This window comes from Shewanella sp. 10N.286.54.B9, from assembly GCF_041468565.1.
Lineage (GTDB): Bacteria > Pseudomonadota > Gammaproteobacteria > Enterobacterales > Shewanellaceae > Shewanella.
Window position 1 is genome coordinate 11,765 of the sequence record NZ_JBFRIY010000030.1, and the last position, 21,196, is coordinate 32,960.

The following is a 21,196-nucleotide window of genomic DNA, read 5'->3' on the forward strand; positions in this document are numbered from 1 at the left end:
TGCTTGTAGCGGCTATTCGAAAGCGTAGTTTTTGAATAACAATAAACCATGCAAAAGTAGTATTGAGCAAGTAGACTTAGTGTTATTCAAGTGAATAACACCAAGTCTGATGTAATGACAACAGCAATAAATCAAACAGAAACAGCTACTCAAGTTAGAGAAGCGCTTCTTTGCGCTGCCCGAGTCTGTTTTCTCTCCTCTGATTTTGACAAGGTTAGTATCCGCCAAATCGCCGACGAAGCAGGCGTAAATATGGCCATGATCCGTTACTATTTTGGTAATAAATTAGGCCTGTTTGAGGCCATGATGGTTGAGCATTTAAAGCCGGTGATAGAGCGCAGTAAGCGAATTCGAACTGCCGATACAAAATCGATAATGGCAGATATTATCAATGATTTTCACCAAACGATGAGTGTCACCCCCGAGTTTCCACGCTTTTTGTTTAGATTAATGAACTCTGAAGGTTCGATGGAAGTTAAAGCGGTGGTATTTAAGCTGTTTTCCCCTTTGGCTAACTTGATCCCCATGCCTAAACCATTACTCGAAAAATGTACCGGCACGGATCCCATGTTAGTCAAAATGTCGATGATGAGTTTGATGCTGTTTCCTTACATCATTCCAGCCCCAATGGCTGAGTTACACGGCTTTAAACTCGACAGCGACTTTTACACAAAATTGACGCAACACAACATAAAACTGCTAGAGCAGGGGTTATTTGGAGAGCAAGACTGATGGACATAATTAAAGGTAAGCGTTGGTATTTTTTTCCTGCTTTGGCTGTTGGTGTGGTAACACTTTTTGCAGTGATATCATTTAAGGGACATCCGCCACTAGAAGAGATGTCTGAGCAGAGCAAATTGGTTGACGTTGTGCCACTTAATCAAAGCTCTGTCATCGCTCAGGTTGATGCGTTTGGCCGTGTTGCACCTAAAGTTCAATGGCAATTGCTTCCTGAAGTGGGCGGAAAAATCATCTATAAACACCCAGATTTAGCTGTCGGTAAAATGTTACCCGAAGGCACGCTGCTGTTATCGATTGACCCACTCGACTATCAAATTCGTCTTGCCCAAGCCCAGGCTGATAGAAAAGCGCTGGAAGGGCAGTTACAAGGTAAAGCTCTGCAGCTGGAAAACCTTAAGCTATCACTCGATATTGAGACTAACCGCTATGAATTGGTTAAGTCCGATCTAAAGCGTAAAGAGACGCTACGAAAGAAAAATCTCATCTCCCAGTCAGAGCTTGATGGCGAACGCCAAAATGTATTAGCGCAGAAACAGAAGATCCAAGATCTCAATAATAGTCTCAATCTAATGCCGAATGAGACAGATGTGTTGCGCGCACAGCTATTACAAGCTGTTTCAAGGGAAGAGGAAGCACAAAGCCAACTCGATAAAACGGAGATCCGCCAACCATTTGAAGGACGGGTATCTGAAGTTAACGTTGAAAATAATCAAGTGGTGGCACCACAGCAAGTGCTAGCAAGAATCAACGGCACCGAAATCATGGAAGTGGAAGCACAGCTATCTTTAGCTGATCTAATGACCTTAATGAAAACTGTCGATAAGCCAGCTATTTTTGACAAGCAACTGCCCAACGCTGAAGCACTTGGCTTAACCGCAGAAGTAACGCTTAAAAGTGCTGCATATGTGTTTAAGTGGCCGGCCAAAATAAGTCGTATAGGTGAAACGGTTGATCCAACTTTGGCAACGGTCAGCGTGGTACTGCAAGTTGAACAACAATATCGAGAGCTTAAAATTGGTCAGGCGCCGCCGTTAGTTAACGGTATGTTTGTGAGTGCCCGCATTAAGGGCAATGCTAAAGACTACTGGATGGTGCCAGAGCGGGCACTTCATGGCGATAAGTTATACCTGATGGACAGCGACAATAGTTTACAGCTTATCAAGGTACAGGTTTTGTTTCGTCAAGAGGGCCAAGCAGCTGTGCAGGGCGAGCTTTATGACAATATGCAGTTGGTGCTGACGGATATTATTCCGGCTGTAACTGGCATGGCTTTACGTCGTCAGAGTGATAGCGCTGATGCCACTGGTGACAATAAGGGGCTAACACAGTGATCGCCTTTTTTGTTCGTCACCCAACAGCAACACATCTATTGATGTTGGCGTTGATTATTTTGGGTATTAAAGCGTTACCTGAGCTTAAACGGGAAACCTTTCCAGAATTTTCACCAAGCTATATTAGCGCTCGCGTGGTATTGCCCGGCGCGTCTCCGCAAGATGTTGAAGAGAACCTTTGTCTGCGTATGGAAGATGCTGTTGATAGCTTAGGCAGCATTATTGAAACCAAATGTGATGCGCTTGAGGGCGTGGCACAAATGACCCTCAAGCTTGATGATAAAGCGGATCTGGGACGAAATCTTGTCGATGTTCAGACTAAAATCTCTGCGATTAAGGATTTCCCTGCTGAAATAGAACCTCCTATTGTTGAGGAGTTAGATTTTAATGAACCGATCATCGATATCGCACTATCTGCAGCGACTAGCAAACCAGAACTCAAAGCCTATGCGGAAGACTTTAAACGACGCTTAAAGCTTGATACCAGCATTCGTCAGGTAGAAATAGCCGGCTTTTCTCAGCATCAGTTGTTGGTCGAGATCTCGCTTGATGCTCTCAAACGTTTAGGCATGAGTGTGGCTGATGTCGCCACGCAGATTGAGCAACAAAATGTGCAGTTACCCAGTGGTACCTTAGAGACTGCCAGCAAGAATATCCTAATTCGATTCGATCAACGAGAAGTCGAAGCTGACAAGCTCGCCAATATCGTTATCCGCTCGAATGCTGAAGGAGGCGTGGTGCGGCTTCGTGATGTTGCCAAGCTGACCGATAGGTTTGAGCTTGACGAAGACCATATTCGTTTCGATGGTGAACCAGCGGCGATATTGACGGTATTTAAAAATAAATCTCAAGACTCTTTGCGCCTCAAAGAGGAAGTGATTGGATTTTTAGATGCAGAAAAGCTGCGTACGCCAGATGGCGTGAGCATTAGCACCTCTAATGATATGAGTTCGCTATTGTGGGACCGACTAACCATGTTAATCAAGAATGGTTGGCAAGGGGTGTTACTCGTATTTCTTTGCATGTGGTTATTCTTTAGTTTTCGTTACTCTTTTTGGGTTGCGATGGGGTTACCTGTTGCATTCATGGGTAGCTTGTTTTTTATGGCACAAGTTGGCTTAACCATTAATATCATGACGTTAGTGGCCTTTTTGATGGCAATCGGCATCATGATGGATGACGCCATTGTTATCGCGGAGTCGATAGCATCGCATATCGAGCGCGGCTTAAATAAAACTGAAGCGGTGATCCAAGGCGTAAAGCGAGTGTTACCTGGAGTGATATCTTCCTTTTTAACCACAGTATTTATCTTCTCCAGTATCGCCTTTATGGAAGGAGATATGGGGAAAGTGCTTCGGGTCGTGCCGCAAACCTTGTTGCTGATCTTAACCGTGAGTTTGGTTGAAGCATTTTTGATATTACCCAATCACTTAGCCCATGCAGCTCAAGGTAAGGAGCGAAAAACCAGTCGCTTTAAAGCCGAATTTAACCGCCGCTTCGAGCATTTCAGAACCGTCAATCTTGTCGCTGCAGTTGAGTGGGTGATTGCATGGCGATACGCCTTTATGGGAGCAGTCATAAGCCTATTGCTGTTATCTGTGTCTCTTGCGGCTGGTGGCGTGGTTAAGTTTATTGGCTTTCCTGAACTCGATGGTGATGTGGTCGAAGCGCGGGTGATATTACCTCCAGGTTCGACTTTATCCCAAACTGAGCATGTGGTTGAACAAATTGTTAATGCTGCGCAGTTACTTAATGATAAATACAGTAAAGATGAAGATGGCGAGCCGCTGATCCAACATATCACTGAGCGGTTTAATTTTAATGCCGATGCCAATGAGACTGGCGCGCATGTTGCCACGGTAAAAGTGGATCTGTTGAGTGCGGAAGTACGGCAAACATTGCTTAATACTTTTATCCGTGAATGGGAGGCTACAGTTGGTGAACTGGTTGATCCTATTGCGATAGTGTACAAACAGCCCTCTATGGGGCCTGCTGGTCGGGCAATAGATATCCGTTTACGCGGTGATGACCTGCACCAATTGAAAGCGGCTGCGATTGATGTTCAACAATATATCAGTGGCTTTAACGGTGTGTCTGGCGTGATGGACAGTATGCGTCCAGGTAAGTCTGAGATTTTGATGACTTTAAAGCCGGGGGCAGAAGCATATGGCGTTAACGGTATGATGTTAGCAAGTCAGTTACGCGGCGCATATTTTCACCAAACGGCAGATTACATTCAAGTCGGCCCAGAGAGTATTCAGATTGACGTACAACTTGATAAAAGTGATGCGGCTAAGCTTGAGAATTTAGCTAACTTCCCTATTACCTTGAGCGCTTCTGGTGATCAAGTACCATTATCTGCAGTGGCTGATTTCGCTTGGCAACGTAATTACGTCAAGATCTCACGCCTTGATGGTATGCGTTTTGTCACCATTACAGGTGAAGTTGATACCCATTTGGCTAATGCCGGTGAGATCAATACTGCATTTAAAGATGAGCTACTGCCAGAGCTAATAGAGCGCTATCCAGGTGTACGAGTCAGCTTTGAAGGTGAAGTCAAAGAGAATGCAACGACTCAAAGCTCAATGGTGTCAGGCTTTATTCTGGGACTGTTAGGGGTGTTCGCTATTTTAAGTTTGCAGTTTAAGAGCTACCTGGAACCACTTATTGTGATGGCGGTGATCCCTCTGGGGCTAATTGGCGTGTTCTGGGGTCACTTATTGCTTGGGTTTTCGATGAGTATGCCATCAATAATGGGCTTTATCGCGCTGTCTGGCGTGGTGGTTAATGATTCGATACTACTGGTGCAATATATTCGCTTTCATGTTGATGAGGGCCAGACTGTTCACCAAGCGGTCGTCAGCGCCAGTAAAGAACGCTTTAGAGCGGTATTTATTACCTCATTAACCACCGCAGCGGGCATGTTACCCTTGTTGCTCGAAACCAGTATACAAGCACAGGTGCTGCAACCGCTGGTGATCTCCATGGTATTTGGTATCTTTGCTTCAACCGCATTAGTACTATTTATGGTGCCAGCTTGTTACGCTATTTTGGAGGATTTCGGTAAGGTGAGTTTTGGGGCTAAAGGGGATGAACTGACCGCTTAACAATAGTTGCTTTGCTATAAAAAGGGCTTCAAACGAAGCCCTTTTTTGTTGTCTTTAAGAATCAAACTTTGCGATATCAAGCTCAGTTGCACCTTCATTACACTCGCCGCGAATACTGCCTCGGTCATACTGAATAGAACGGCTGATTTCTATATAACCTTCGCGGCAGTAGCCTGTCATTTCGATTGTCTGACTAAGACCATGCTCTATTTTTTGTGTCCAAGCAGTTAGATCTGGCCCTTGATAACGTTTCCTTGAACGTTTTTTTTGTTTTGCTCGCTGCTCATGGGGAAGTGCCTGCTGAGCATTGCTGTCTATCACGAGCTTGGCACGGTAGGTAAATAGCTTAAGGCCATTGCTTTTTATATCGGTTCTAAATGAGTCGCTAAGCTGGCCTGCAAACTCTTCAGGCTCGAGTTCAGGTGTGCCGCTACAGGCAGAGAGTAGTAAAATAAGTAAAAGAGAAATTTTTTTCATTATTATTTTTATGTTAAAAATTGGTTTCTAATTGCCAGCATAACGTATATTGAAGCAAGTTAGCAGAGCTTTAAAATGTTTTACATTCGGTTGTCTGCATAGGGAGTGTATAGCTGATGCAATTTTTACAACAACTCGTCGATACTATCAACTTAAACTCTAGCCTTGCAGGGGTTATTGCAACCGTACTACTGGTATTTTGGTACTGGCTCATTTGGCCACAAGAACAGTTTTCTGAACTGGTAGCATCAGGTAAAAAACAATCTCGGGTATTTATTGCCACATTCGCAATCAATGCTCTTTGGTTAATCAATGCCAGTGTCACAGCCCAAATCCATGTGCATTTCCTGGGGCTGGTAGTATTAATGCTTATGTTTGGTTGGCGTCTGGCCAGTATCATCGCTTTATTGCCTGTACTGTTCTTTGCAATATTTGTGTTAAAGCAGCCGTTAGATTTTGCTCTTTATGCGATTTTTGCCGTGTGTGTTCCGCTATTTGTTTGCTTTATTTTTTACAGTCAATGCTTTAAATTCCTGCCTCATCACCTGTTTATCTATATTTTCTTTGGCGCATTTATCAACGCTTTTATATCTATGTTGGTTCACATTGTTAGCTGGGCAATATGGCTAAATTTGAGTACAGATTATGATTGGTTATACCTTACAGATAACTATCTAATACTCATTCCTTTACTCGGATTTCCAGAAGCGTTACTAAACGGAATGGCGATAACAATATTGGTCGTTTACCGCCCTGAATGGCTTTATGACTATTCTGATAGAACTTATCTCTGGAAGCAGTAATTAGCTGTTTGATAGGTAATAGCGAATGCCATTATTAAGTGAAAATTGGTTAAGTTCGTGATCTGGGCAATACCAATATTTAGCTTCTCGATTGAGGGTAGCGAGTACAGCTATCGTTCAATGCTAGCCATTTAAGTTGGCTGTCAGTGTGAATATGGTACGTTGGCTGAACTGTATTCGGCTCATCAAGCGACACGATGGATAAGGTAAAATAGCTCGGATAACGGGTATCCCTAAAACTAATCTGTGAGCCACATTGATGACAAAAACCACGCCGCACAAATTCTGAAGAGTGGTATTCAGTCACCGCTCCGGTTAACCAGCTGATCTCATCGATATTAAAATCCATCCAAGCTCCAAGCACAGAACCGGTACTTTTTTGGCATTGTCGACAGTGGCAATAATCTGCAGCAAAAGGGCTAGCGGTTAATTGGTACCTGATTGCGCCGCATAAGCAGCCACCTTGCTGTGTAAAAGTCTTTGTCATAAGCGAACCTTTAGGATAACTGCTAACAGCCTATCGACTCTATTAGCGAAAGTCACTTTATGGCGGTGGTTTTATTTCGCTTAAGTCTGAAGGAGAAAAGTGCAAACAGAGTGTTAAATCTTCCCTAGCGCATTTTAACGATAATGTATTTAGCTCAGTCTCTTATAACTCTATGACTTATGTCACAGATGTGGATAAAAGTGTTAATCACTTGTTGTGGTTTCTGGCGGTTTTGGCAGACTGGAACAGTAGCCCCAAAGGAGTGAGTATGGCTTCAATCATGCAGTTGTTAAAAGCGATGTTAAATAGCTTTAAAGATCTAATTCCTATTATTTTAGTGGTTAGCTTTTTTGAAATATTTGTCTTGCAACAAGCCCCAGATAACCTTTTTTCTATTCTTATTGGCCTTATATTCATAGTGGTAGGGCTGACTTTCTTTGTATTTGGTTTGGAGATGGGGTTGTTCCCCATCGGCGAATCACTCGCACAAGCGTTAGCAAGAAAGGGCAGTGTCTTTTGGCTAGTCATTTTCTCGTTTTCATTAGGTTTTGGCACCACGCTGGCAGAACCAGCGTTAACCGCGGTCGCCAATGAAGCTGCCGAAGTTGCCGCTGACGCTGGCGCGATAGTCCAAAGTGAAGAAGCCATGGACAGTTATGCCATGGGACTAAGGTTAACCGTCGCTTTGTCAGTCGGGCTAGCTATTTTGCTCGGTGTGGTCAGAATTTTAAAAGGTTGGCCTATCCATTACATTATCATTGGCGGCTATATTCTAGTGATGGTGCTGACCTCATTTGCACCAGAGAATATCATCGGTATCGCTTATGATTCTGGTGGCGTGACCACATCCACCATTACTGTACCTTTAGTTACTGCGTTAGGCGTGGGTTTAGCTAGCGTGATTAAAGGCAGAAACCCTATGTTAGACGGCTTTGGTTTAATCGCATTTGCGAGTTTGATGCCGATGATCTTTGTGCTTATTTACGGAATGGTGGTGCTGTAATGGAGATGCTAAGCAAAGTACTCGAAACCTTGATGCTGACAGCGCGAGATGTGATCCCTATCGCGGTGATTTTGTTTGGTTTTCAACTCGGGGTATTAAAAAGACCTGTTGCTAATTGGCGCAGAGTTGCCGCCGGGTTTGTTTACGTTATTTTAGGGCTAAGCTTTTTTCTCGTTGGGCTTGAGTTGGCGCTGTTTCCGATTGGCGAGGCGATGGCGGAGCAGCTTACTTCACCGGCTTTTATCCATGCTGATGATCCGTCAATCACGGTTAATGCGTGGCAAGATTATTATTGGGTATATATCTTCGCCGCGGCGATTGGATTTAGCACCACAATAGCTGAGCCCTCGTTAATTGCGGTAGCAATTAAGGCAAATGAAGTCTCTGGTGGCAGTATTGGCATCCAAGGATTGCGGATCTCAGTTGCTATCGGGGTTGCTTTTGGGATCTCTCTTGGTTGCTTTCGAATTGTGGTTGGTGATCCTATCCATTATTACATTATGGCCGGCTATGTGATTGTGGTTATTCAGACGTTTTACGCCCCAAAAATGATCGTGCCCTTAGCTTATGACTCTGGTGGAGTAACAACCTCAACGGTGACTGTGCCATTAGTTGCAGCGCTAGGCTTAGGTCTTGCCACCAATGTTGATGGTCGTAACCCCTTGATTGATGGCTTTGGCTTGATTGCTTTTGCAAGCTTATTTCCAATGATCACCGTGATGGGTTATGCCCAATTGGTCGAATTTAAAAATAGAACTCAAAAGGAGCGGAATAATGCGCTTTAAACTCATAATTGTCTTTATAGATGATGCATGCACAGACTCGATCCTCGCTGCTGCTCGCAGTAAGGGGGCAACCGGCGCCACAGTGATTAATCATGCGCGCGGTGAGGGGCTGAAAAAGCAGAAGACCTTTATGGGTCTATCGCTTGATATTCAACGTGATGTCGTACTATTACTGGTTGAAGAGCACCTAAGCCGTGCCATTTTGGAAACCGTTAGTGAGGTGGGTGAATTTGATAGTGATTCAGGAAAGGGCATCGCCATTCAAATAGATGTTGAAGATGCCGTAGGTGTTGCGCACCAAGTACAACAGTTGAGCCATGATATAGAGGATCAAATATGAGCAAGCAAAATCCAGTCAGAAATCATGATGTAATGGGCCAAGAATATGCCATGGTAGATGGACTGCAAACGGTAGCAGAGGCAATAGAGCAAGCGGTATCGCATAAGGTCAATGTATTGTTTGTTAACAAACGTCATGACGATGATGAGTACGGCATGGTGCTAATGAGTGACATAGCGAAGAAAGTGTTGGCAAAAGATAAAGCGCCAGAGCGAGTCAATATCTACGAGATCATGGTGAAGCCTGTTTTGTCAGTTGATGGCAATATGGATGTGAGGTACTGCGCGCGTTTATTTGATCGCTTCGGCATCACTAAAGCGCCAGTGGTTGAGCAAGGCAAAATTGTTGGTTTAGTCAGCTATCACGATATTGTGCTTAAGGGCATGATTAATAAAGCGGGTTAAAACAAGCCACAGAGCATAGTTCGCTGTGCTCTGTGTTGAATTTATTGCTTGGTTATTCAAACCTGCAAAATAACTGCCATTGACATTCCCTTGCTTTTCAGTTCTATTCAATTAATGACATATTTGCTAACATACTAATAGTTAAGCAATAGTTTGTTTTTTATCTATTTTAGAATATGCCGTCCGTTAATGGGACATTACACTAATATGGACGATGTTGATTGTGCCAGCCCTATTTATCCCTCAAGATTTTGTAGTACCGAAAACATTTGATTGTCAGTATTTCCACTTTAGAGTGCTCGAAGATACTATTTCAGAGTTAGATTACGAAGCGGTAATGTCCAGCCACTTGAGACTGCAAGGTATGTTTGGTTCGCAATACATGTGGCCTAAAAGTGATATGACGCTGGATGAAAATACTGAAAGTTTACGCCTTCATAAACAAGAGTTTGAATCACACGTTGCATTTGCTTACTCAGTATTTAACAGTGCAAAAAATAGGTGTTTAGGCTCCATTTATATCGATCCAAGTCAATTACCTCAATATGATTGTGTTGTATATTTCTGGATCAGAGACGATAGTCTTGAGCTGGAATCAGCCCTGCATCAAGCAGTCTTAAATTGGCTACAAGAGCAGTGGCCTTTTTCTAAAATAGTATTCCCTGGGCGGTCGCTTTCTTTGGCATCATGGGAAAAAGAACTTATCTCTGCAAATAATTTAAATCGAAAAGTGTCTTATGGATCTTGATTATAAGCAATGTGCATTAGCTGAACTATATGATGTTGAAGAAAATATCAATAAACTGCGTTACCCGCAGAGATATAATGCGTTAATGCAGCAGATAGCGTACAGAAAGCAAAACCCTGACGCCGAACCTAAGCCAGAACCAATTAATGACAATGAAGAGAGTCAGGTTGCATGGATGGTTATATTTTTATGTTTTATGGCTGTTATCTATTTTTCGTCAGTGTTAATTGATGCTTACTCGACGGGAGTCATTCGCGGGAAGCACAATCAGATATATCATTTGAGGACTATGCCACATGACTTTTATATGGTGTTCTCAATCCATGCTGGTGCGGCTATAGGGGCAATCTTTTTTATTATTAAGCTATTGAGGAAATTTTTGTTTAACAAACAGTAAACGCTTTAGTGATGCTGACGCAGTATTTTGGTTCGCGAGGACACTTTTTGCAGCAGAAGTGAGTGCGGGCTTGTTGTCAGCTTGTAGATTTTGTATTTCAGCGCCGGAATAAAAAGCTTTCAATGAAAAATAAACACTGGTCCAAATATCAACTGCTGAATGAAGTGGTCAGCAATAAAAATATTATCATTAAGGGCTGTTACAGTTACTACAGTGACTGTTGGGATAATGGCTTTGAACACTCTGTGGTTCGTTATCTACATGGCGATGAAGTCAGTCGTCAGTGGGAACCTCGATGGCATATCGACAAACTCTCAATCGGTAACTATATTTGCATTGGCGCTGAGGTCATCATCTTAATGGGCGGTAGTCATACCCATAGAGCTGACTGGTTTTGCCTCTATCCCTTTATGGATTTTATTGATGAGGCTTATGTGGGGAAGGGCGATACTCATATCCATGATGGTTGCTGGCTCGGCATGCGAGCAATGATAATGCCCGGAGTCACAATAGGTGAAGGGGCTATTATTGCTGCAAACAGTGTGGTGACTAAAGATGTCGCCCCATACAGTGTTGTTGCAGGTAGTCCTGCTAAGTTGGTGAAGTATCATTTTGAGGAGAGTACCATCTCTGAGCTGTTAGCTTTGAAGATCTATGATTGGTCTGAGGTGAAGTTTAATGCACTAAAGCACTATCTTTGTAATTCAGATCTTTCTGATCTAAAAAGTGCTGTGCGAGATTATGATGAAGCGGATTCGAGGACTTAGACATTACAATCGTGAAGTACGGGTTATAACGCTAAAAAAGGTAGCTCATTGGCTACCTTTTTTATGGGACTGACTTAATGCTTTACGTTTAAGCAAACTTCTTATCTAAGAAACCGATGATTTCAGATGATTCATACATCCAAGTCGCTTGGCCAGCATCTTCAATTTTTAAACAAGGAACTTGTAGCTTACCACCTTCAGTTAGAAGGGTATTTTTATGGGGTTCCTGCTTCGCATCAAGAGTCACAATGTTGAGCCCTTGGCGACGTAATGAGCGGCGTACCTTTACACAAAACGGACAAGCTTTGTATTCATAGATGGTCATATTTTTAGTGGCATCATCTATCTTCTGCTGTTCAGCGATAGGACGCTTTAGCTTTTTTGGCGCAAAAATAAAGTTTAAAAACAAAATGATCCGACCTAGTACCCAACGAATAACAAACATTTACTACCCTTAATGTATTTTGATTCGCGAAGATTTTACCCTATGCATTGCGGCGTTAACAGCTTTGATTAGAAATCGTTTACTTAGCGGGATTTTTATACAGAGTTGGAGTGCCGTAGAGTAACAACTCTTTACCCATTTGTAGCACAGCGTCATTGTCTGAACACAAGTAACAGGGACTTTTTAATTCGCTTAGTTGCTGCTTAAAATGCAATTGATTTGATTGCTCCTCGGTAACATGGGGCACAAATTGAAAATCGACGAGATTAACTGCACTCAGCGCTGACTCCTCTTCTGATACCTCATCGCCGCAAAGTGCTGCACTGGCTATGGATGGAGTTAATAACATGGCACCAGCACTGACACCAACGATGGCCCCGCCATTTTCTACAAAGGCTTGTAATACGGCAATGAGCTTACGCTGCTTTACTGCTTGCAAGAAACGCTGAGTATCTCCACCTGATAAGTGAATAACATCACAGCGTAATAGTGCATTAAGCGCCTCATGGCTAAAGCCAGATTCAAGTTCTAAATAGACACTCATCTGCGCATTGAGAGACCGGTAAAGCCGCTGTGTTTGTGTAAAGAACTCACGGTCAGGATCCGGTTGAGAGGCGATGTAACCGACGTTAGGCTTTTCTTTAGCAACCGCTGTCAGTAAAGCGCTGATAGCGCGCAGTGCATTAGGTGTTGTGGGGTGGCTAATAAAAGCTAAGTTCATCGTTATTCCTTTAAAAGTATTGTCCTTAGCTTTAAATAATACCTTTGAGAACCAAGCAAATAAACAGTAGTCTACTGAAAATTATGATTATTTTTTACCAACTCTTTTCGTGACACATATAGGTATTAATATAAAAAGGCACCTTACTAGGTGCCTTAGATGTACGACTCAATCAGCTGTTACTCGTTGGCGAACATGGGTATTAGCTTGTTGCAAACGGTATTAATTGGCGGTCAACGTCAGTAACGCCTGACTGGCGCCGGTGTTTAAATTTACTCGGCTATCGAGTAAAAATACTCTTTCAGGCGCGATGGTTTTATTATCTGCTAAGAAAGTCTTAACCGCGCTTGCCCGTTGCTGGGCTAAATCACCGAGTGCATCATCAGAGATCCGCTGCGCGCTTAGGCTGAAATTATACAATGCAATATGCCAGCGAGTCGTCAGCTGTTCATCTGTCAGAGCATTATCACCTTGGTGTTCTGCTTCAATAGCAGTTTTAACATCAACTGCAGGGCTGGCGAGTTCAGTTTCATACAGTAACTTTAACGCATCCGATAGCGCACCTGTTGTTGGGTATGTGCTGGCACTTAAATCGGTTGGCAGTTGCTCTATTTCAAGTTGAGCAAGCTGTGCTAATTTCTGAGCGAGTTGCACTTCAGATAAGGCGCGGTTGTCGTCGGCAACATTGACCGCACCCTCAACATTGAGTTTAAGCATAGGTCGATCAGCTAAGCCTTTGGCTAATTGGCTTAAAGTCTCTTTAGCCTGGTCATTTAACTCACCACTGCCAGCGTCGAAGTTGACTTTATCGAGTTCATCGTCGTCAGCGCCTAACAAACCTGCCAATAGCGAGAACGGCGCAGTTACGGCTTTGGTGATAACATTGGTAAAGGCGGTCATCACAATACTACCAAAGCTAAAGCTAGGTTCATCTAAGTCGCCTGAAACCTGTAGACCTAGATCAATCACTCCATGGCGGTCTTGTAATAGGGCAATCGCTAAAGTCACTGGCAATGTGGTGGCTAAGCTGCTGTCACTGGGCTTGCCCAGTTCGAGTTGATCAACCACTAAATGGTTATCACCGACCAATTGATTGTTCTCAAGACGGTAGTTTAAATCTAGCGATAACTGACCTTTATCGATGTAATAACCCGCGTAAGTTCCTGAATACGGGTTTACAGAGGTGAGTTCGACATGCTTAAAACCAAGGGCCAAGTCTAAAAATGGCTGCTCCAGTAGCGGGTTGATATCACCTTTTAGCGTCACCGGTGCGTAACGATCGATCTTGCCCTTTATGTCTACTGATGCCGCTTGTTTACTTGAAGAAGACAGTTTAGTGACTTGACCATTAAGCTGCTCAATACTGGCGGCAAAGTTAGGGGTTAATGAATTATCGGCGAAGAAGGTCGAACCATCGTTAATGCTGATTTTATTAATACTAATAGCCATTGCTGTGGTGGCTGCTTGCTCTGTTTTATGCGTGTTTGGCTTGACGACTTTTACGCTAGTGGCAGCGTGAGCCTTTTCCGCAGTAGATTGGCTTAACTCAGTGCTTGTAGGAGTTACCATCAGTTCGCCAAAGTTGGTGCTTTTATCTTCAGCAATAATGATACGACCGTAAGGCTGTTCTAGCATTATGTGGTCTATTTCAACGCTATTGGCCGCTTTATCGAAACCAATGGCATTAATATCGACATTTTTCCATTTTAGCAATGTCTCCTTTTGCACTGTGTCTTTTACAAGCAGGTCGCTAATATTCAACGCACCATTAAAGCTAAGTTGATCTGCCTCGTTGTTGAGTTTTAAGCTGCCTTCAGTTGACAGTAATCCCTGCTTTAAGTCGATATTGATGTATGGGCTAAGGTAATCTTGAAATTGGCTTAAACCGAGATTTGATAACTGCAATTGGCTCAACACATTTTGCTGTTTAATATCAATGCTGCCATCTGCGGATAAGGTGCCTTGCTGATTGATATTAAGCGACAGTTGGTAATCGATGGGGGTGGATAGGTCGGCATTGATTTTATCTGTGTGTAATTTAAGGTCACTTATCTGCCAAAGAGTCCCTTGGGTGAGAATTTTTTCAGTTAGGTTCACTTGGTAGTTTTCGATGTCGACAGCGTTTAATACCGCGGTCCAAGGTAAGCTTTGTGTCTCCTTATCAGCTTTATCAATAACGTCGTTTTGTTGTTGCTTAGTTTCGGGAGTGGCCGCCAACTTTGGCTCAAATAGCTTTTCGAGGTTACTGCCTTTTTGATTGAGGGTAGCGTTGACAACTAAGCCCTGAGATCGAATTCTAGCGGCGCTAACGGATTGCTGATGCAGATCAAACTCTATCCCTTCTATAGCAAAGATAGGTAAGCTGGCAACCGTTGCCTTGTCATCTATTAGCGTAAGGTCTTCGAACTTGATTAAGCCTTCATTGCTGGTGACTTGGAAATAGTCACTCTTCTCTTCTAGACGGTACTGACTGTCGACACTTAATCTGCCAGAGGCTAAATTAGCAATAAATTGCTTATCAACAAAAGACCAAAACTGTGGCAATTGAATATCGGTCAATTGAATATCACCCACAATAGAAAGTGGTTCGAGTTGCACAATACCTTGAGTCGCAATCTCTCCACCATTATTGCCCACAAGATGGATAGCGTAGTGGTTGTTTTGTACTCCCTGTTTGCTTTGCATCGACACAGATAATGCATTTTGTGAGTCAAATGACTTAATGTTCAGGTTTACTTGGGGGTAGCGTAACTTGCCTTCGGTGATGTTATCGATAAAGTTAAGATCTGCATCAACAATCGCCAAATTCTCAACCATAAAGTGAGGCAAGCCTGTTGCAGTCTCAGGTGTTTCCTCTGCTGGGCTGCTATTTTTTGCCAGAGTGTCTAATATATCGCTAAAATTGAAAGTTAATGAGTCTTCGGTTTTGAGTCTCTCAACATTCAGTGTAGGGTTCAGCAATGTCACATCAGCAATACTAAAAGCGGTATTAAAAATAGAGTGCCAAAAGCGGTATTCAAAAGTAAGTTGTTCAAATCCAAAAAATTCGTCGCTGTTTAGGGTAGTCTTACTTTCCTGAATTTGAAATTGCTCAATAGCCACTTCTAAAGTAAAGGGGTTGATTCGAACATCGTTCAAGATCACAGGGCGTTGCAACATACTCGACAGCTGTTGTGGCACTTTTTTCACTGCAATGTAGGGAATTAGTAACCCTAAGATTGCGGTAAACACAAGGTACAGTGCAGCAGCGAACGAGAGTAGACGCTGGTAGCGAGGTAGTTGGCGAAATTTATCTCTAAATCCAACAAGTGATCTTGGGACGATAGTCATACAGACCTTACTTCTTCTTTAATGAATGAGTCGCTCATTTTTGCTAGCCCGTAACCCAAGGAGTAGAAACCTTTGGCGGTTACAAAAGCGTTACAAAGCAAAAATAGACTCCTATAATTTTAGCTACATTATTATAGAAATGCGCTTGAGATCATATTATTTTTTGTTATTAATTGAGAAACAACGTTAGCCCATGACAACTTTCTTTTTAGATGGCCAAGCTTTTGATTCCGATGAAAATGAATCGGTACTTGAGACCCTTATTCGCAGTGGCAATTCACTCAACTACTCCTGCAAGAAAGGAGCGTGTAAAACGTGTTTGCTACAACATGTTGGTGGGGATCTGTCCACGGGTTCTCAGCGAGGCTTAAGTGCTCGCCTCAAGGCGAACCATTATCTGTGCGCATGCCAGTGTATCCCTGCTGAAGGGCTTAAACTGAAAACGGTGCTTGAGCAAGACCTGTTTGTATCTGCCCAATTAGTTGAACGAGTATTCATGACGGATAACATGATGAAAGTCGTGGTGAAGGTTTCTGAAAACCTCAATTGTCTAGCAGGGCAATATATTAACCTTAGACGCTATGACGGTCTGACGCGTAGTTATGCCATCGCTAAAGTCGACGGCAATGTCATTGAGCTGCATGTTACTCGAAAGTACAATGGCCAATTTAGTGGTTGGTTATTTAATACTGCCAGCAATGGTGAACAACTGCTTATTCAAGGGCCCTTAGGGCAATGTGTTTATAAGGCCGAGTATCAACAAGATAAGCTGATTTTGATTGGTCATGGAGCGGGTATTGGCGCTGCATTGGGAATTGTTGAACAAGCGTTAGCGATGTCACATCAAGCTGAGATATACCTCTATCACGGTGCCCGAACAGTTGAAGAACTTTATCTGCAAAAGCGATGTTTGTCGTTAATGCTAGCCCATCAAAACGTCCACTATCGGGCTTGTATTACAGCAGCGGCTCAAGTTGATTTGACGGGTTTGCGCTGTCAACAAATCCAACCCTTTGAGCTTGCAGCAAGTGAGCATCCCATTACTCGGCACAATAGAGTGTTTCTTTGTGGTGAACCTGAAGCGGTTGTAAAAGCTCAGCAACAAGCATTTTTAGATGGATTTGAGTATGCAAAAATTCATGTATTGCCATTTGAATATAAAGATCTTCGCTCAGTAAAACGAGGCTAGCCCCTTATAGTGCAAGATAACTAATTGCGGCGATAATCGCTCCTTGAGGATCTTTTAGCCAGCAAAAACGGCCAATGCCAACGATATCTTCAGGGCCAAATAGAATGGTTGCACCTAGCTCATGAGCCTTTTCGGCAATAGCATCAACGTTTTCTACCGTGATGTATCCAGTCCAATTACTGGGCATGGCTGGTGCTGGGCTTTGTGCGATACCACCAATATCAACGCCGTCGTTAATAATAATATGGTAGGGCGCGTGGGCTACAACAATGGTTTTAAATTTCCAGCCAAACACTTGGCTGTAAAAGGCCATGGCCTCTTTACTACTGCTAGCTGTTAACTCATGCCAGCTTAATGAGCCTGAATTGACAGAGGTGGGTTTCATTGGGTTTCCTTGCTAGGAACTGCTCAAACAAGTGTAGCTTCTAACCTAGCCTTAAGAGCTAATATTGCACAGTTTTGGCTCTCTAAAATGTCTTACATAGTCTAAAGTGTTGAAGTCAATCGGCATATTTTAGGTGCTGTGAATGAATTGTTTAGCTATTAAATTGATAAAGAGATCTAGGTAGCTAATGGTATTTTCCCATTGTTACCCCTGTGGCAGATTTGGTCGTAATAGCATAATTCTATTGCCTAGTGAGTTTGCCTGGAGGTAACATAGCCCGTTTTCGATCATGCTTACGGGGAATTAGCTTGAATAAAAGTGTTGTTACCAATTTGATTGCTGCACTCGCAGTATTAGCCGGCTACTTATTAGCGCAGCCTGTTCTTCTAACTGTTGGTTTGTTTGCACTTTCAGGTGCGGTCACTAACTGGCTCGCTATTCACATGCTGTTTGAAAAAGTCCCGGGCCTCTACGGTTCTGGTGTGGTGCCATCTCGCTTTGAAGAATTTAAAGAAGGGATTGCTCATCTGATGATGAAGCAGTTTTTTACTGAAGAAAATATTGAGCGATTTCTATCGCAGCAGGGGAATGCTGAGCAGCATATCGACCTGCAACCTGTGATTGAGAAGTTAGATCTGTCTCCTGCATTTGACGCGTTAGTCAGCACTGTTTCTCAGTCCTCACTCGGTGGCATGTTATCGATGTTTGGCGGTACCGATGCGATTGAACCGTTGCGTGAGCCGTTTATGGAAAAAATGAAAACATCGCTTAGCGATATCTCTCAATCCGATCAATTTTATGAGTTACTTAAAGCTGAGCTGGAACAGAGCAATGTTATCGATGATATGCGAGTGAAAATAGAGGATATTGTCAACCAACGTTTAAATGAATTAACACCACAAATGGTCAAAGAGATAGTGCAGGACATGATCAAGAAACACTTAGGTTGGTTAGTGGTTTGGGGTGGTATTTTTGGTGGCTTAATTGGTTTAGTCGCGGCGCTGGTTCAAGGCTAATGGTTGTACTGGTTATAAATTCTAAAGGGAGCTAAGGCTCCCTTTTTTATGGGTAAAATTTACAGAGAGCATACGGAACGTGCTATGGTTTTATACAATAAGAGTATTTTTAGATACTGGGAGCAATGGATGAGCCTACACCACACAATAAATTATTTGGAAATGCCTGTTAAGGATATCCAATCGACAAAAGATTTTTTCGGCCAAGTGTTCGGTTGGGAATTTGTCGATTATGGACCTGAGTATAGTTGTTTTCTAAACGCTGGAATAACTGGCGGATTCTATCTATCCGAGCAAGATTTTACGTTAACAAAGGGCTCTCCTTTGTTAGTGATTTATTCAAATGAGCTCGCTAATTCCTTGCAAAAAGTCACCGATGCTGGCGGTACTATCAGTAAACCGGTATTCGAATTTCCTGGCGGAAGAAGATTTCACTTTTTAGATCCTAATGGCAACGAATATGCGATTTGGTCTGAGTAGCCAACGCGATATAACTAAAAGAAGAAGGGCTGAACATGCCACATTGTGTTATTGAATACGCTAAACCATTAAAGCACGTTATTTCAATCGAAGCCTTGGTCGAGGCGACCCACCAAGCTTTGATTGACTCGCAACTATTTGAGCCGCAAGCGGTGAAAACTCGCGCCCATGGGGTTGAACACTTTCGAGTTGGTGAAGATCAAGAAAATACCTTTGTGCACATCCATACGGCCATTATGCCTGGTCGAACAGATGAGCAAAAAGCGCTGCTACTAGAGCGAGTATTTGAGGCTATTTCACTCATTACCAATTCTGTGAGTAGCGTAACGATGGAAATAGTTGATATTAATAAGCAGCATTATATTAAGATGATTAATTGAATGGTTATAAACTCTTGATTTATAAAAGCCACTCTTAGGGAGTGGCTTTTTTGATGCTGCTCTGACCGACTTTCTCTAGTTGGTATTAGTAAGCGCTGTCGTGGACTGATTGCACTGCACGACCTGACGGGTCAATAATACCTTGTAAGCTTTCATCCCAAGCTAGTGCCTCTGGGGTTGAGCAAGCTACAGATTTACCACCTGGTACCGTTTCAGCCGCGCTCGCAAGCGGGAATAGTTCTTCAAAGAAAGTGCGATAGAAATAACCTTCTTTAGTCTCAGGCGTGTTGTATGGGAACCTGAACTTAGCGTTGGCTAGCTGTAAGTCGTCAACTTTAGCTGCAGCATGATCTTTAAGACCGTCAATCCAAGAATAACCGACACCATCGCTAAACTGTTCTTTTTGACGCCAAGCTACTTCTTTCGGTAATTTGTGCTCAAAGGCTTCACGCAAAATGTGCTTTTCAATTTTGCCGTCTTTAGACATTTTAGCTTCTGGGTTAGTGCGCATTGCTACATCCATAAACTCTTTGTCTAAGAAGGGCACGCGGGCTTCTAGTCCCCAAGCTGCCATGGCTTTGTTGGCACGTAAGCAGTCAAACAGGTGTAATTTATCTAACTTACGCACTAACTCTTCATGAAATGCCTGTGCATTTGGCGCTTTGTGGAAATATAAGTAACCGCCAAATAGCTCATCAGCACCTTCACCAGACAATACCATTTTAATGCCCATGGCTTTAATTTTTCGCGCCATTAAGTACATAGGGGTTGCTGCCCGAATGGTCGTGACATCGTAGGTTTCAAGATGGTAAATCACATCTTTAATCGCATCGATGCCATCTTGGAAGGTAAAGGTAATTTCGTGATGAATAGTACCAATAGCATCAGCCACTTTTTGCGCAGCAATCAGATCCGGTGCACCTTCAAGCCCGACGGCAAATGAGTGCAACTGCGGCCACCAAGCGCTGGTTTCACCGTCATCTTCAATACGACGCTTAGCAAAGGTTTGGGTGATCGCCGAAATAACAGATGAGTCTAATCCGCCAGACAGTAATACGCCATAAGGAACATCAGACATCAACTGACGTTTAACGGCTGCTTCCAGTGCATCTCGCACTTCTTCACTGCTGGCAGGGTTGCTTTGAACCGCAGCAAATTCGCGCCAGTCACGTTGATAGTAATGTGTTAATTCACCCACTTTACTGGATAGGTAATGACCGGGAGTGAAGGTCTCAACAGTTTTACAGACTGGCATCAGGGCTTTCATTTCAGAAGAGATATAGAAGTTGCCTTCTGCATCTCGCCCAGTATAAAGCGGAATAATCCCCATGTGATCGCGACCGATTAAATAGGTGTCTTTGGCTTTGTCGTATAACACAAAGGCAAAAATACCGTTGAGCTTGTCTAAAAATTCAGTACCGTATTCTTGATATAGCGCTATTATCACTTCGCAGTCTGAGTTGGTTTGGTAGCTGTATTTATCACCCAATTCAGCTTTAAGTTCTTTATGGTTATAGATCTCGCCGTTAACGGCTAACACGATAGTTTCGTCTTGGCTTAGCAACGGCTGAGCGCCGTGTTCAATATCAACAATGGCTAAACGTTCATGGGCAAGGATAGCTTTATCACTGCTGTAGATCCCTGACCAGTCTGGTCCACGATGACGCAGTAGCTTTGACATTTCCAGAGCGACTTGGCGCAGCGGCGTCGAGTCTGATTGAATATCTAAAATAGCGAAAATTGAACACATAGGTCACTCCAAAAAATGTCAGTCTTAATCTCAATTGATTGTTACTCTGCCACTGAAATAGATAACTTACAAACTCGATAATGGTGAATTGTCAGTATTTAGGTGTTTTT

The 21,196-nt window shown here is 43.1% G+C and carries 22 protein-coding genes; 15 read left to right on the plus strand and 7 right to left on the minus strand.

Annotated elements, in window-relative coordinates; translation table 11 throughout:
• Positions 1-114: 114 nt before the first annotated feature.
• Genes AB4135_RS11180 through AB4135_RS11190 form a run of 3 tightly spaced genes read left to right on the plus strand, consistent with a single transcriptional unit; the run spans position 115 to position 5,179 of the window.
• Complete coding sequence (locus AB4135_RS11180) at positions 115-732, plus strand: TetR/AcrR family transcriptional regulator (protein WP_371992893.1); 618 nt, start codon at positions 115-117, stop codon at positions 730-732.
• Positions 732-2,072 (plus strand): efflux RND transporter periplasmic adaptor subunit, encoded by a 1,341-nt coding sequence (locus tag AB4135_RS11185; RefSeq protein WP_371992894.1) that lies wholly within the window; start codon positions 732-734, stop codon positions 2,070-2,072. The genes AB4135_RS11180 and AB4135_RS11185 overlap by 1 nt, the downstream gene beginning before the upstream one ends.
• Positions 2,069-5,179 carry an efflux RND transporter permease subunit gene (locus AB4135_RS11190; RefSeq protein WP_371992896.1) on the plus strand — a complete coding sequence of 1,037 codons (3,111 nt, stop codon included), beginning with the start codon at positions 2,069-2,071 and terminating at the stop codon, positions 5,177-5,179. The genes AB4135_RS11185 and AB4135_RS11190 overlap by 4 nt, the downstream gene beginning before the upstream one ends.
• Before the next feature lie 54 nt (positions 5,180-5,233).
• Here AB4135_RS11190 and AB4135_RS11195 read toward each other — a convergent pair whose 3' ends face one another.
• Positions 5,234-5,656: a hypothetical protein gene (locus AB4135_RS11195; protein ID WP_371992898.1), complete on the minus strand. Its 423-nt coding sequence runs from the start codon at positions 5,654-5,656 to the stop codon at positions 5,234-5,236.
• Positions 5,657-5,769: 113 nt separating this feature from the next.
• Between AB4135_RS11195 and AB4135_RS11200 the strand changes: the two genes are divergently transcribed.
• Complete coding sequence (locus tag AB4135_RS11200) at positions 5,770-6,459, plus strand: energy-coupling factor ABC transporter permease (RefSeq protein WP_371992964.1); 690 nt, start codon at positions 5,770-5,772, stop codon at positions 6,457-6,459.
• A gap of 79 nt (positions 6,460-6,538) precedes the next feature.
• Here the strand turns inward: AB4135_RS11200 and AB4135_RS11205 are convergent, their stop codons facing one another.
• On the minus strand, positions 6,539-6,946 hold the full coding sequence (locus AB4135_RS11205) for a GFA family protein (protein WP_371992900.1): 408 nt from the start codon (positions 6,944-6,946) through the stop codon (positions 6,539-6,541).
• A gap of 268 nt (positions 6,947-7,214) precedes the next feature.
• On the opposite strand from AB4135_RS11205, the gene AB4135_RS11210 reads away from it, so the two are divergent.
• The 7 genes from AB4135_RS11210 (at position 7,215) to AB4135_RS11240 (ending at position 11,390) form a co-directional block, all read left to right on the plus strand.
• Positions 7,215-7,949 carry a DUF1538 family protein gene (locus AB4135_RS11210; protein WP_371992902.1) on the plus strand — a complete coding sequence of 245 codons (735 nt, stop codon included), beginning with the start codon at positions 7,215-7,217 and terminating at the stop codon, positions 7,947-7,949.
• Complete coding sequence (locus AB4135_RS11215) at positions 7,949-8,734, plus strand: DUF1538 domain-containing protein (protein WP_371992904.1); 786 nt, start codon at positions 7,949-7,951, stop codon at positions 8,732-8,734. Before AB4135_RS11210 ends, AB4135_RS11215 begins: the two co-directional genes overlap by 1 nt.
• Positions 8,724-9,074, plus strand: a complete 351-nt coding sequence (locus tag AB4135_RS11220; RefSeq protein WP_371992906.1) for a P-II family nitrogen regulator — start codon at positions 8,724-8,726, stop codon at positions 9,072-9,074. The genes AB4135_RS11215 and AB4135_RS11220 overlap by 11 nt, the downstream gene beginning before the upstream one ends.
• Complete coding sequence (locus tag AB4135_RS11225; RefSeq protein ID WP_371992908.1) at positions 9,071-9,478, plus strand: CBS domain-containing protein; 408 nt, start codon at positions 9,071-9,073, stop codon at positions 9,476-9,478. The genes AB4135_RS11220 and AB4135_RS11225 overlap by 4 nt, the downstream gene beginning before the upstream one ends.
• Positions 9,479-9,692: 214 nt before the next feature.
• Positions 9,693-10,226 carry a hypothetical protein gene (locus tag AB4135_RS11230; protein ID WP_371992910.1) on the plus strand — a complete coding sequence of 178 codons (534 nt, stop codon included), beginning with the start codon at positions 9,693-9,695 and terminating at the stop codon, positions 10,224-10,226.
• Positions 10,216-10,623, plus strand: a complete 408-nt coding sequence (locus AB4135_RS11235) for a hypothetical protein (RefSeq protein ID WP_371992911.1) — start codon at positions 10,216-10,218, stop codon at positions 10,621-10,623. Before AB4135_RS11230 ends, AB4135_RS11235 begins: the two co-directional genes overlap by 11 nt.
• Positions 10,624-10,745: 122 nt before the next feature.
• Complete coding sequence (locus AB4135_RS11240) at positions 10,746-11,390, plus strand: CatB-related O-acetyltransferase (RefSeq protein ID WP_371992912.1); 645 nt, start codon at positions 10,746-10,748, stop codon at positions 11,388-11,390.
• An 88-nt stretch (positions 11,391-11,478) separates the two neighbouring features.
• Here AB4135_RS11240 and AB4135_RS11245 read toward each other — a convergent pair whose 3' ends face one another.
• The 3 genes from AB4135_RS11245 to AB4135_RS11255 form a co-directional block, all read right to left on the minus strand.
• Positions 11,479-11,835: a glutathione S-transferase N-terminal domain-containing protein gene (locus tag AB4135_RS11245; RefSeq protein ID WP_248975318.1), complete on the minus strand. Its 357-nt coding sequence runs from the start codon at positions 11,833-11,835 to the stop codon at positions 11,479-11,481.
• Positions 11,836-11,914: 79 nt separating this feature from the next.
• Positions 11,915-12,556, minus strand: a complete 642-nt coding sequence (locus AB4135_RS11250) for a Type 1 glutamine amidotransferase-like domain-containing protein (protein WP_371992914.1) — start codon at positions 12,554-12,556, stop codon at positions 11,915-11,917.
• Positions 12,557-12,778: 222 nt separating this feature from the next.
• On the minus strand, positions 12,779-15,886 hold the full coding sequence (locus tag AB4135_RS11255; RefSeq protein ID WP_371992916.1) for a DUF748 domain-containing protein: 3,108 nt from the start codon (positions 15,884-15,886) through the stop codon (positions 12,779-12,781).
• Between the two features lie 193 nt (positions 15,887-16,079).
• Between AB4135_RS11255 and AB4135_RS11260 the strand changes: the two genes are divergently transcribed.
• A complete protein-coding gene (locus AB4135_RS11260) occupies positions 16,080-17,075 on the plus strand; it encodes a 2Fe-2S iron-sulfur cluster-binding protein (protein ID WP_371992918.1) in 996 nt (331 codons plus the stop codon).
• Between the two features lie 4 nt (positions 17,076-17,079).
• Here AB4135_RS11260 and AB4135_RS11265 read toward each other — a convergent pair whose 3' ends face one another.
• A complete protein-coding gene (locus AB4135_RS11265; protein WP_371992920.1) occupies positions 17,080-17,460 on the minus strand; it encodes a VOC family protein in 381 nt (126 codons plus the stop codon).
• A gap of 308 nt (positions 17,461-17,768) precedes the next feature.
• Here AB4135_RS11265 and AB4135_RS11270 point away from each other — a divergent pair, with 308 nt between their 5' ends.
• The 3 genes from AB4135_RS11270 to AB4135_RS11280 all read left to right on the plus strand — a co-directional run bounded on the left by AB4135_RS11270 (position 17,769) and on the right by AB4135_RS11280 (position 19,336).
• A complete protein-coding gene (locus tag AB4135_RS11270) occupies positions 17,769-18,476 on the plus strand; it encodes a DUF445 family protein (RefSeq protein WP_371992922.1) in 708 nt (235 codons plus the stop codon).
• 129 nt (positions 18,477-18,605) lie between these two features.
• Entirely contained in the window at positions 18,606-18,956 is a 351-nt protein-coding gene (locus tag AB4135_RS11275; RefSeq protein ID WP_371992923.1) for a VOC family protein, read from the plus strand.
• Positions 18,957-18,991: 35 nt separating this feature from the next.
• Positions 18,992-19,336 (plus strand): 5-carboxymethyl-2-hydroxymuconate Delta-isomerase, encoded by a 345-nt coding sequence (locus tag AB4135_RS11280; protein ID WP_371992925.1) that lies wholly within the window; start codon positions 18,992-18,994, stop codon positions 19,334-19,336.
• Positions 19,337-19,421: 85 nt separating this feature from the next.
• On the opposite strand, the gene asnB is transcribed toward AB4135_RS11280, so the two are convergent.
• Complete coding sequence (asnB, locus tag AB4135_RS11285) at positions 19,422-21,086, minus strand: asparagine synthase B (protein ID WP_371992927.1); 1,665 nt, start codon at positions 21,084-21,086, stop codon at positions 19,422-19,424.
• Positions 21,087-21,196: the final 110 nt, after the last annotated feature.

Excerpts from the sequence above, each read along its gene's own strand:
- asnB (WP_371992927.1), bottom strand. The coding sequence starts at position 21,086 with ATGTGTTCAATTTTCGCTATTTTAGATATTCAATCAGACTCGACGCCG.
- AB4135_RS11235 (WP_371992911.1), top strand. The coding sequence starts at position 10,216 with ATGGATCTTGATTATAAGCAATGTGCATTAGCTGAACTATATGATGTT.
- AB4135_RS11185 (WP_371992894.1), top strand. The coding sequence starts at position 732 with ATGGACATAATTAAAGGTAAGCGTTGGTATTTTTTTCCTGCTTTGGCT.
- AB4135_RS11225 (WP_371992908.1), top strand. The coding sequence starts at position 9,071 with ATGAGCAAGCAAAATCCAGTCAGAAATCATGATGTAATGGGCCAAGAA.
- AB4135_RS11195 (WP_371992898.1), bottom strand. The coding sequence starts at position 5,656 with ATGAAAAAAATTTCTCTTTTACTTATTTTACTACTCTCTGCCTGTAGC.
- AB4135_RS11275 (WP_371992923.1), top strand. The coding sequence starts at position 18,606 with ATGAGCCTACACCACACAATAAATTATTTGGAAATGCCTGTTAAGGAT.
- AB4135_RS11215 (WP_371992904.1), top strand. The coding sequence starts at position 7,949 with ATGGAGATGCTAAGCAAAGTACTCGAAACCTTGATGCTGACAGCGCGA.
- AB4135_RS11255 (WP_371992916.1), bottom strand. The coding sequence starts at position 15,886 with ATGACTATCGTCCCAAGATCACTTGTTGGATTTAGAGATAAATTTCGC.
- AB4135_RS11265 (WP_371992920.1), bottom strand. The coding sequence starts at position 17,460 with ATGAAACCCACCTCTGTCAATTCAGGCTCATTAAGCTGGCATGAGTTA.
- AB4135_RS11250 (WP_371992914.1), bottom strand. The coding sequence starts at position 12,556 with ATGAACTTAGCTTTTATTAGCCACCCCACAACACCTAATGCACTGCGC.
- AB4135_RS11280 (WP_371992925.1), top strand. The coding sequence starts at position 18,992 with ATGCCACATTGTGTTATTGAATACGCTAAACCATTAAAGCACGTTATT.
- AB4135_RS11230 (WP_371992910.1), top strand. The coding sequence starts at position 9,693 with ATGTTGATTGTGCCAGCCCTATTTATCCCTCAAGATTTTGTAGTACCG.
- AB4135_RS11205 (WP_371992900.1), bottom strand. The coding sequence starts at position 6,946 with ATGACAAAGACTTTTACACAGCAAGGTGGCTGCTTATGCGGCGCAATC.
- AB4135_RS11240 (WP_371992912.1), top strand. The coding sequence starts at position 10,746 with ATGAAAAATAAACACTGGTCCAAATATCAACTGCTGAATGAAGTGGTC.
- AB4135_RS11210 (WP_371992902.1), top strand. The coding sequence starts at position 7,215 with ATGGCTTCAATCATGCAGTTGTTAAAAGCGATGTTAAATAGCTTTAAA.
- AB4135_RS11245 (WP_248975318.1), bottom strand. The coding sequence starts at position 11,835 with ATGTTTGTTATTCGTTGGGTACTAGGTCGGATCATTTTGTTTTTAAAC.
- AB4135_RS11220 (WP_371992906.1), top strand. The coding sequence starts at position 8,724 with ATGCGCTTTAAACTCATAATTGTCTTTATAGATGATGCATGCACAGAC.
- AB4135_RS11180 (WP_371992893.1), top strand. The coding sequence starts at position 115 with ATGACAACAGCAATAAATCAAACAGAAACAGCTACTCAAGTTAGAGAA.
- AB4135_RS11260 (WP_371992918.1), top strand. The coding sequence starts at position 16,080 with ATGACAACTTTCTTTTTAGATGGCCAAGCTTTTGATTCCGATGAAAAT.